The organism is Endozoicomonas sp. SESOKO4, assembly GCF_024606275.1.
Map to the genome: position 1 here is coordinate 1 of NZ_JAHHPS010000612.1, position 1,568 is coordinate 1,568.

Consider the following 1,568-nt stretch of genomic DNA (forward strand, 5'->3'; position numbering starts at 1 on the left):
ACCCTGTCTTTTTTACCGGATAACTTAATCTTTTTTCGCAGCGAACCGGATGCCAAGGACCCCACAAAATGCACCTTTGATCTCTGGTGTATGGCGTTTCCGGTGGCCGGTCAAACTCACGTGGAATCGGTGATGGCAGGGGTGCAATCTATGGAAGAGGCCGATACTTTAGAGCGTGATTTTGACGGTGGTCGGGGTGTGCCAGAAATTATTGATTCCATTGTTTGGCAAGATTTGATGTTGGCCGAGGGGCAGCAAAGTGGTTGGCAATCCCAGGGCTACACCGACGCCAATCTGGCCGGCCAAGAGGCTCGGGTACGTTATTTCCATGAAGTGCTCAACGATTATTTGGCTGGCCGTCGACCACAAACCAACGGAGGTGACAATGAGTAACAGTGACGACATTCAAGCCATCACACGTCTGAAGAGCCAGTACAGTTATGGCGCCAATATTATGGCTGGTAAGCCCGGTGACTTAGACGAATTCGCCGGTTTATTTGACGAGCAAGCAATATTTGACGTGGGAATGGGCGAAGTCTGTGGCCCACAAGCCATAAAAACCTTAATGCAAAGCTTAACTACACAGTGGTACTGCGCCATGCATTATATGTTAAACCCGGTAATTGATATTGATGGCGATTACGCCCGGGCCAAATTTACTGGGCTCTTTGCGTTTGTATCCGAGCCCGGGGCGGCACCGGTTTGGTTGTCCAATATCTATCACGATACCTTTGTGCGCACGCCAGAAGGGTGGCGTTTTGCTTCGGTGAAAGTGGAGCAGGCTTTCGCCGACCCTGGATTTTTGAGCGCTTACGAGGGGTTTATCGAGCAGTAAAACCTGTGTGCTTGGCAGCAACAAAAATAATAAATATAAAAGGAGAGTTTCCATGTTGTATCCATATAAGTTGTCCCCATTTAAGTTCTATCCATTTAAGTCGTACGCATCTACGTTTAACTCCGTTAAGCCTGACCAATCTAAATCGCCTCTTATTAATCGACTATTGCCAGCTCAAACAGCGCTAGGATTCAGTATTGCAATCGCAATCTTTGCGTCTGGCAGCCAGGCGGCGTTGGAAGAAATCGTCGTCACGGCGCAAAAACGTCAGGAAAGTCAGCAGGATGTGCCGATATCGGTAAGCTCATTTACCGGTCAAGGATTATCGGATTTTCAAACCGCAGAGCTAAGTGCCTTAAGCGGCTCTGCACCCAATGTGCAAATATCACACTTTGGCAATACGCCCCATGGCGCGGTGTTTAATATTCGCGGTATGGGCGTCATTGAACCAGACCCTTACGCAGGCCAAACCGTGACCACCGTCCTGGTCGGTTTCTTCGAACAGCTCAAATTCTTTATAACCGGTAATCGAGGTTAGGCTGCCCCAATCCGCCTGCCAATTCATCGCCAGGGTAGCACTGTAAACATCTTGGTTGGAAACATCGCGCACGCTACCATTGCCAGAGTAATATTTATCGGGCGCTCGGCAACGGCTGTTGGCACTAGTGCATGGCCCAGTGTACATGGCGCCGACACCCACCGACGGTGACGTATTCGGCACCTGGTAAGTAAC

3 protein-coding genes are annotated in these 1,568 nt (G+C 49.7%); all 3 read left to right on the forward strand.

Going from position 1 to position 1,568, the window contains the following annotated elements; genetic code table 11:
• Positions 1 to 393 (forward strand): SRPBCC family protein (locus tag KDK16_RS11930; protein WP_257276289.1); only part of this gene is annotated, 393 nt, incomplete at its 5' end.
• Positions 386 to 835, forward strand: coding sequence for a nuclear transport factor 2 family protein (locus KDK16_RS11935; RefSeq protein ID WP_257276290.1), 450 nt, complete (start codon positions 386 to 388; stop codon positions 833 to 835). The genes KDK16_RS11930 and KDK16_RS11935, both read left to right, overlap by 8 nt.
• A 7-nt stretch (positions 836 to 842) precedes the next feature.
• Positions 843 to 1,373 carry a TonB-dependent receptor plug domain-containing protein gene (locus KDK16_RS11940; RefSeq protein WP_257276291.1) on the forward strand — a complete coding sequence of 177 codons (531 nt, stop codon included), beginning with the start codon at positions 843 to 845 and terminating at the stop codon, positions 1,371 to 1,373.
• Positions 1,374 to 1,568 lie beyond the last annotated feature (195 nt).